The organism is Pseudomonas sp. RW407, assembly GCF_003176655.1.
In the GTDB taxonomy this organism is placed as follows: domain Bacteria; phylum Pseudomonadota; class Gammaproteobacteria; order Pseudomonadales; family Pseudomonadaceae; genus Pseudomonas; species Pseudomonas delhiensis.
This window is the reverse complement of the sequence record NZ_QGSL01000106.1, coordinates 530,277-538,054: the sequence shown is the minus strand read 5'-3', so window position 1 is coordinate 538,054 and position 7,778 is coordinate 530,277. Positions and strand designations below refer to the sequence as shown.

Here is a 7,778-nt window from a genome sequence, read left to right as displayed (position 1 = left end):
ATGCTTTTTCATGGCCTCACCCTCACTGTCGCTGGCTTCTTAGAATGCCACCGTGGCGCTTCGACGCCTCGGTGAGGGTGAGTCCATCCAATTACAGGGAATGGCGTGGGTGGGGCGGCGTAGGAGCGGATCTTATCCGCGAATCGCGCCGGGACGTCCGGCTATCGCGGACAAGGTCCGCTCCTACGGGGGAGGAATATCGTGCTCCCCGGCAATCTGTAGGAGCGGGCCCTGCCCGCGAATCGCGCGCAGGGCGCGCTCCTACAGGGGAATGGTGCGGGTGGGGCGGCGTAGGAGCGGATCTCATCCGCGAATCGCGCCGGGACGTCCGGCTATCGCGGACGGAGTCCTCCTACGACCGTGCTTTCCTGGAACCGTAGGAGCGGGCCCTGCCCGCGAATCGCGCGCAGGGCGCGCTCCTACAGGGAATGGCGTGGGTGGGTGGCGTAGGAGCGGATCTCATCCGCGAATCGCGCCGGGACGTCCGGCTATCGCGGACAAGGTCCGCTCCTACGGGGCTTAAACGCCGATCACTCCGAGGATGCTCGCCTGGTAGGCCGCCACGAAGGTGTCGAAATCCCCTTCCGGCTGGCGTTCCAGTTCTTCCTGTTCGGCCAGCGAGGTCCTGGCCATGGCCTCGAAGGCTTCCTGCTCCGCCGCCGGCAGCGGCCGGGCGAGGGTTTCGGCGTGTTCGCGGCTCTTGCGCAGGGCGAAGGCGGTGAAGCTCTCGCCGCGCTCGCGCATTTCCGCCAGGACCTGGGCGGATGGCGTGCGCTCCGGATCGGCGACCTTCTCGCGCTGCTGCATCAGGCTCTGGGCATGGGCGTCGCCGCCGCTGGCGCGGTCGAGCAGCCCGGCGATGGGCGCGATGCGCTCCAGCAGCTCGCTGGCCCAGACCTGCAGCGGTACGGTCTGCCCGCAGCGCTGCAGGTGCAGGCCCGGGCGGCGGCCTTCCTTGACCACCTTGAGGAAGTTGCTGGTGGCCGCGCCGCATTCGCCGTCGGCCAGCAGCGGGCTGTCCTGCAGCGCGCAGTAGAGCAGGAAGGCGTCGAGGAAGCGGCCCTCGGCGGCGTCGATGCCCAGCGGCAGGAAGGGGTTGATGTCCAGGCAGCGCGCCTCGACGTACTGCACGCCGCGCGACTCCAGGGCCTGGATCGGCCGCTCGCCGCTGTAGGTCACGCGTTTCGGGCGGATGCTGGAGTAGTACTCGTTCTCGATCTGCAGGATGTTGGTGTTCAGCTGCACCCACTCGCCGTCCTGCTTGGTGCCGACCTTCTGGTAGGGCGCGTAGGGCGTGCCCACCGCGCTGCGCAGGCTCTCGACGTAGCTGTCGAGGTCGTTGTAGCAGGGCGTCAGGCCGGCCTGGGCGTTGTTCTGGTAGCCCAGGTCGCTCATCCGCAGGCTGGTGGCCCAGGGCAGGTACAGGGTGTGCTCGTCGAACTGCTGCAACTGGTGCGGGCGCCCGCGCAGGAAGCCGGCGTCCAGCGCCGGCGAGGCGCCGAACAGGTACATCAGCAGCCAGCTGTAGCGGCGGAAGTTGCGGATCAGGGCGATGTAGTGCGCCGACTGGAAGTCGCGCAGCGCCATGCCGCCGTCCTCGTGCCGCTGCAGCAGCTGCCAGAGGCCCTCGGGCAGGGAGAAGTTGTAGTGGATGCCGGCGATGCACTGCATGGTCTTGCCGTAGCGCAGCGCCAGGCCCTTGCGGTAGACGTACTTGAGGCGGCCGATGTTGGAGCTGCCGTAGCGCGCGATAGGGATGCTCTCCTCGTCGGGCAGCTCGCAGGGCATCGACGGGCTCCACAGCAGTTCGCCGCCAAGGCGCTGGCTGGCGAAGCGGTGGATGCTCTCCAGGGACGCCAGGGTCTGCTCGACGCCGGTGCTGGTGGGGGTGATGAACTCCAGCAGCGCCTCGGAATAGTCGGTGGTGATCTGCGGGTTGGTCAGGGCCGAGCCCAGGGCGCGCGGGTGCGGGGTCAGGGCCAGCCGGCCGTCGGCGTCGACCCGCAGGCACTCGCGCTCGATGCCGTGCAGACACTGGCTGAGCAGGGGCAGGTTGGCAGCGTCGCCGAGCAGCGCCAGGCGGCGGGAGAGTAGGTCGCTCAATTTGATGTCCTTCACGCGGCAGTCGCCCCACTATGGGGGTGGACCGGGCGGTCTACAAGGGGGTGGGCGGCCGGCGTTGTCGCCTGGCGGGCTGCGACCGGCCGGAGCCCGCGCGCGGCGTGGGCTCCGGTGGTCAGGATAGTGCAGGAAAGGGGCCCGGGCTTACAGCTGGGCGAAGGTGCCTTGTCCCTTGGCGACCAGCTTGTCGCCCTGGAGCACGTCCGCCTCCACCACCAGCGAGCGGCGCCCGGCGTGCAGGACCCTGGCCACGCAGCGCACCTCGCCTTCGGCGACGGCGCGTATGTAGTTGATCTTGCATTCCAGGGTGACGCTCTGGCGGTCGAAGCCATGGGCGCTGGAGCAGGCCAGGCCCATGGTCACGTCCATCAGCGAGAAGATCGCCCCGCCGTGCATCACGTTGCCGCGGTTGCGCAGGTGCTCGGCCATCTTCAGGCTCACTTCGGCCTCGCCGTCGCCCAGGCGCACCGGCTCGAGGCCGATGTTCTCGCTGAAGGCGCTGATCATCCGGTCGCGGCCGGGCATCTCGCTCATGGGCTTTCCCTACTTCTTCTTCAGTTGCTTGGCGTTGGCGAACAGGGCGGCCATGGCGTTGTTCGCCGGGGCCTTCTCCTGCTGCCGCGGTGCGCTGCGCTCGCCACGCTGGCCGCCGTTGCCGCGGTTGCCGCCGCGCGGGCCCTCGACCTTCTCGCCGGGGGTGTCGCCCATGCGCATGGACAGGCCGACGCGGTTGCGCGGGATGTCCACTTCCATGACCTTGACCTTGACGATGTCACCGGCCTTGACCACTTCGTACGGGTCCTTGACGAACTTCTCCGACAGCGCCGAGATGTGCACCAGGCCGTCCTGGTGCACGCCGATGTCGACGAAGGCGCCGAAGTTGGTGACGTTGGTCACCACGCCCTCGAGCACCATGCCCGGCTTGAGGTCCTTGAGGCTCTCGACGCCGTCCTGGAACTCGGCGGTCTTGAACTCCGGGCGCGGGTCGCGGCCGGGCTTGTCGAGTTCCTTGAGGATGTCGGTGACGGTGGGCAGGCCGAACTGCTCGTCGGTGAACTTCTTCGGGTCCAGGCGCTTGAGGAAGCCCGAGTCGCCGATCAGCGAGCGGATGTCGCGGCCGGTGTCGGCGGCGATGCGTTGCACCAGCGGGTAGGTCTCCGGGTGCACCGCGGAAGCGTCCAGCGGGTTGTCGCCGTTCATCACGCGGAGGAAGCCGGCGGCCTGCTCGAAGGTCTTCTCGCCCAGGCGGCTGACCTTTTTCAGCTCATCGCGGGACTTGAAGGCGCCGTTGGCGTCGCGGTGCGCCACGATGTTCTGCGCCAGGGTGCCGTTCAGCCCGGAGATGCGCGCCAGCAGGGCGGCGGAGGCGGTGTTGACGTCCACGCCCACGGCGTTCACGCAGTCTTCCACCACCGCGTCCAGGCTGCGCGCCAGTTGCAGCTGGGACACGTCGTGCTGGTACTGGCCGACGCCGATGGACTTGGGCTCGATCTTCACCAGCTCGGCCAGCGGGTCCTGCAGGCGGCGGGCAATGGAGACCGCGCCGCGCAGCGACACGTCGAGGTCGGGGAATTCCCTGGCGGCCAGCTCGGAGGCCGAGTACACCGAGGCGCCGGCCTCGCTGACCATGATCTTGGTGCACTTGAGCGCCGGGTATTTCCTGATCAGTTCGGCGGCCAGCTTGTCGGTCTCGCGGCTGGCGGTGCCGTTGCCGATGGCGATCAGCTCCACCTGGTGCTTGGCGCAGAGCGCGGCGAGCACGGCGATGGTCTGGTCCCACTGGTTCTTCGGTACGTGCGGGTAGACGGTGGCGGTCTCCAGCAGCTTGCCGGTGGCGTCGACCACGGCCACCTTGACGCCGGTGCGCAGGCCCGGGTCCAGGCCCAGGGTGGCGCGCGGGCCGGCCGGGGCGGCCAGCAGCAGGTCGTGCAGGTTGCGGGCGAAGACGTTGATGGCTTCAAGGTCGGCGCCTTCGCGCAGCTCGCCGAGCAGGTCGGTCTCCAGGTGGGTGTAGAGCTTGACCTTCCAGGTCCAGCGCACCACCTCGGCCAGCCACTTGTCGGCGGCGCGGCCCTGGTTGGAAATGCCGAAGCGCTCGCCGATCATCACTTCGCACGGGTGGCTGGTGCCCGGCAGCTCCTCTCCGACCTTCAGCGCCACGCTCAGCACGCCTTCGTTGCGCCCGCGGAAGATCGCCAGGGCGCGGTGCGAGGGCGCGCCCTTGAAGGGCTCGTCGTGCTCGAAGTAGTCGCTGAACTTGGCGCCTTCGGTCTCCTTGCCCGGCACCAGGCGGGCGGTGAGGGTGGCGTTGTCCTTGAGGAACACGCGCAGGCGGTCGAGCAGGGTGGCGTCCTCGGCGAAGCGCTCCATGAGGATGTACTTGGCGCCTTCGAGCACGGCCTTGGTGTCGGCGAAGCCCTTCTCGGCGTCGACGAAGCGCGCGGCTTCGGTTTCCGGGGTAAGGCTCGGGTCGTTGAACAGCGCATCGGCCAGCTCGCCCAGGCCGGCTTCCAGGGCGATCTGGCCCTTGGTGCGGCGCTTCTGCTTGTACGGCAGGTAGAGGTCTTCCAGGCGCGTCTTGGTGTCGGCCAGCTTGATCTCGCGGGCCAGCTCGGGGGTCAGCTTGCCCTGCTCCTCGATGCTGGCGAGGATGGCGCCGCGGCGCTCGTCCAGCTCGCGCAGGTAGCGCAGGCGCTCTTCGAGCAGGCGCAGCTGGGTGTCGTCGAGGCTGCCGGTCACTTCTTTGCGGTAACGGGCGATGAAGGGGACAGTGCTGCCTTCGTCCAGCAGGGCCACGGCGGCGGCCACCTGCTGCGGTTGAACACGGCCGGAGGGCAGTGCGGAGAGCTCTTCGGCGATACGGGTGTTGATGCTGTCCATGAATCCACCTGGTGAAACCAACGAGAATACGGGGTGTGGCGCTAGCGCCGGCCGGCTCGCTCGGGCGTCCGGCAGGCGTCTATGACAACGCCCCGCCGCAAAAGCGCCGCATTATACCCAGGCTAAATTGAGCGGGAGGGCGGTCGGTCGGGGAAAAATCTGCTAACAATGGACAATCCGTGGCCAACCGAGGCTGGGCGATAATTGCCGGCCTGACCCGAACCTGGAGTTTCTATGTCGAACCCGTCCACCCTGCCCGAAGGTGAAAAGATCCTCATCGTCGACGACGACGCCCGCCTGCGCCGCCTGCTGGAGCGCTTCCTCGACGAACAGGGCTACCGCGTGCGCGCCGTGGAGAACACCGAGCAGATGGACCGCCTGCTGGCCCGCGAGCTGTTCCAGCTGGTGGTGCTGGACCTGATGATGCCCGGCGAGGATGGCCTGTCGGCGTGCAAGCGCCTGCGCGAGGCGAACAACCAGATCCCGATCATCATGCTCACCGCCAAGGGCGACGAGTCCAGCCGCATCCAGGGTCTGGAACTGGGCGCCGACGACTACCTGGCCAAGCCGTTCAACCCGCGCGAGCTGCTGGCGCGGATCAAGGCCGTGCTGCGCCGCCAGGCGCCGCTGGTGCCGGGTGCCCCGGCCGGCGAGGACGAGGTGGTCACCTTCGGCGACTACGAGCTGTACCTGGCCACCCGCGAGCTGAAGAAGAACGGCGGCGAGGTGCACATGCTCACCACCGGCGAGTTCGCCGTGCTCAAGGCGCTGGTGCAGCACGCCCGCGAGCCGCTGACCCGCGACAAGCTGATGAACCTGGCCCGCGGTCGCGAGTGGGACGCCCTGGAGCGCTCCATCGACGTGCAGATCTCGCGCCTGCGCCGGCTGATCGAGCCCGACCCGTCCAAGCCGCGCTACATCCAGACGGTGTGGGGCGTGGGCTACGTGTTCGTGCCGGACGGTAATGCCCGCAAATGATCCTCCTGTAGGAGCGAGCTTGCTCGCGAACCAGCCCCGCTGCGGATTTGGTTCGCGAGCAAGCTCGCTCCTACGCTCCGTGCTTTCTGGTAGTTCATCTTGAAAACCCCGCCCTGGTTCCCGCAAAGCTTCTTCGCCCGCACCCTCTGGCTGGTGCTCATCGTCGTGCTCTTCTCCAAGGCGCTGACGCTGGTCTACCTGCTGATGAACGAGGACATGCTGGTCGACCGCCAGTACAGCCACGGCGCGGCCCTCACCGTGCGCGCCTACTGGGCCGCCGACGAGCGCTCGCGCGAGGCCATCGCCAGGTCCGCCGGGCTGGCCTGGGTGCCCCACGAGAACGGCCAGCCGGAAGAGCAGCACTGGCCCTACAGCGGCATCTTCCAGCGGCAGATGCGCACCGAGCTGGGCCCGGACACCGAGACGCGCCTGCGCATCCACCACCCGTCGATGCTCTGGGTCCACGCGCCCAACCTGGGCGACGGCTGGCTGGGTGTGCCGCTGTACCCGCACCCGCTGCGCGGCCAGCAGATCTGGAGCGTGCTGGGCTGGTTCCTCGGCATCGGCCTGCTGTCCACGGCGGCGGCCTGGATTTTCGTGCGCCTGCTCGGCCAGCCGCTCAAGCGCCTGGTGGTGGCCTCGCGGGAGTTCGGCAAGGGTCGCAGCGTGCGCCTGCCGCTGGGGCAGGACACCCCCAGCGAGATGGCCGAGGTGTACCGCGCCTTCAACCAGATGGCCGACGACGTCGAGCAGGCCGCGCGCGAGCGCGAGCTGATGCTGGCGGGGGTGTCCCACGACCTGCGCACGCCGCTGACGCGCCTGCGCCTGTCGCTGGAGCTGATGCCCGAGACCGAGCGCGAGATGGTCGAGGACATGGTGCGCGACATCGAGGACATGGACCAGATCCTCGACCAGTTCCTCGCCTTCATCCGCGACGGCCGCGACGAGCCGGTGGAGGCGGGCGACCTCAACGAACTGACCCGCGAAGTGACGGCGCCCTACAACCAGGGCGAGGAGCACGTGCGCCTGAGCCTGCAGCCGCTGCCACCGTTCCCGCTGCGGCGGGTGTCGATGAAGCGCCTGCTGGGCAACCTGATCGGCAACGCCCTCAACCACGGCGGCGGCAACGTCGAGGTGGCCAGCCACCTGGCCGGCGGCGACGGCGCGCCCTACGTGGTGCTGAGCGTGCTGGACCGCGGCGCCGGCATCGACCCGCAGGAGCTGGACAGCATCTTCAACCCCTTCATCCGCGGCGACAAGGCGCGCGGCGGCAAGGGCACCGGCCTGGGCCTGGCCATCGTCAAGCGCATCGCCGCGCAGCACGGCGGCAGCGTGGAACTGCGCAACCGCGAGGGCGGCGGGGTGGAGGCACGGGTGTGCCTGCCGCTGGGGCTGATGCTGCCACGCGGGGCTTCCTGAGCCGCGGTATCCCCGGCGGGTGTAGGAGCGGGCCCTGCCCGCGATTCGCGCGCAGGGCGCGCTCCTACAGGGGGCGCTACGTAGGGCGGATAACGCGCCAGCGTTATCCGCCGTTGGGGCTAGTCCGTGCCGAGAGAGGGGGTGGTTTTAGTCGGTAATCTCTGTGCTGGCCGGCTAACGCCTGTGGTGGTTCAATTTCCTCGGACACCTCGATAGGTGGAAAATCCACTGAATAGAGGAGTCATTCATGAGCCGTAAACGCAGAACATTCGATGCCAGTTTCAAGCTGCAAGTCGTCCAGATGATCAAGGACCAGGGCCTGAGCATTACGCAGGTCTGCCGAGATATGGACCTGGGAGAGACGGCAGTTCGCCGCTGGA

General features: G+C 68.4%; 6 protein-coding genes. 3 read left to right on the top strand and 3 right to left on the bottom strand.

Going from position 1 to position 7,778, the window contains the following annotated elements; translation table 11 throughout:
* Positions 1-519: 519 nt before the first annotated feature.
* From gshA to DK254_RS19245, 3 genes are all read right to left on the bottom strand, one after another.
* Positions 520-2,103, bottom strand: a complete 1,584-nt coding sequence (gshA, locus tag DK254_RS19255; protein ID WP_109935052.1) for a glutamate--cysteine ligase — start codon at positions 2,101-2,103, stop codon at positions 520-522.
* Positions 2,104-2,265: 162 nt separating this feature from the next.
* Positions 2,266-2,655: a PaaI family thioesterase gene (locus DK254_RS19250; RefSeq protein WP_089393859.1), complete on the bottom strand. Its 390-nt coding sequence runs from the start codon at positions 2,653-2,655 to the stop codon at positions 2,266-2,268.
* Between the two features lie 9 nt (positions 2,656-2,664).
* Positions 2,665-5,001, bottom strand: coding sequence for a Tex family protein (locus tag DK254_RS19245; RefSeq protein ID WP_109935051.1), 2,337 nt, complete (start codon positions 4,999-5,001; stop codon positions 2,665-2,667).
* 234 nt (positions 5,002-5,235) lie between these two features.
* Here DK254_RS19245 and ompR point away from each other — a divergent pair, with 234 nt between their 5' ends.
* The 3 genes from ompR to DK254_RS34840 form a co-directional block, all read left to right on the top strand.
* Complete coding sequence (gene ompR, locus DK254_RS19240) at positions 5,236-5,979, top strand: two-component system response regulator OmpR (RefSeq protein ID WP_109935050.1); 744 nt, start codon at positions 5,236-5,238, stop codon at positions 5,977-5,979.
* A 99-nt stretch (positions 5,980-6,078) separates the two neighbouring features.
* The gene (locus tag DK254_RS19235; RefSeq protein ID WP_109935049.1) at positions 6,079-7,398 is read left to right on the top strand and encodes an ATP-binding protein; all 1,320 of its coding nucleotides are present in this window, start codon (positions 6,079-6,081) and stop codon (positions 7,396-7,398) included.
* 247 nt (positions 7,399-7,645) lie between these two features.
* Positions 7,646-7,778, top strand: a 133-nt coding sequence (locus tag DK254_RS34840; protein WP_256595935.1) for a transposase, incomplete at its 3' end; no start/stop codon positions are given.

Coding starts and splice junctions, on each gene's coding strand:
- DK254_RS19250 (WP_089393859.1), bottom strand. CDS start 2,655: ATGAGCGAGATGCCCGGCCGCGACCGGATGATCAGCGCCTTCAGCGAG.
- ompR (WP_109935050.1), top strand. CDS start 5,236: ATGTCGAACCCGTCCACCCTGCCCGAAGGTGAAAAGATCCTCATCGTC.
- DK254_RS19245 (WP_109935051.1), bottom strand. CDS start 5,001: ATGGACAGCATCAACACCCGTATCGCCGAAGAGCTCTCCGCACTGCCC.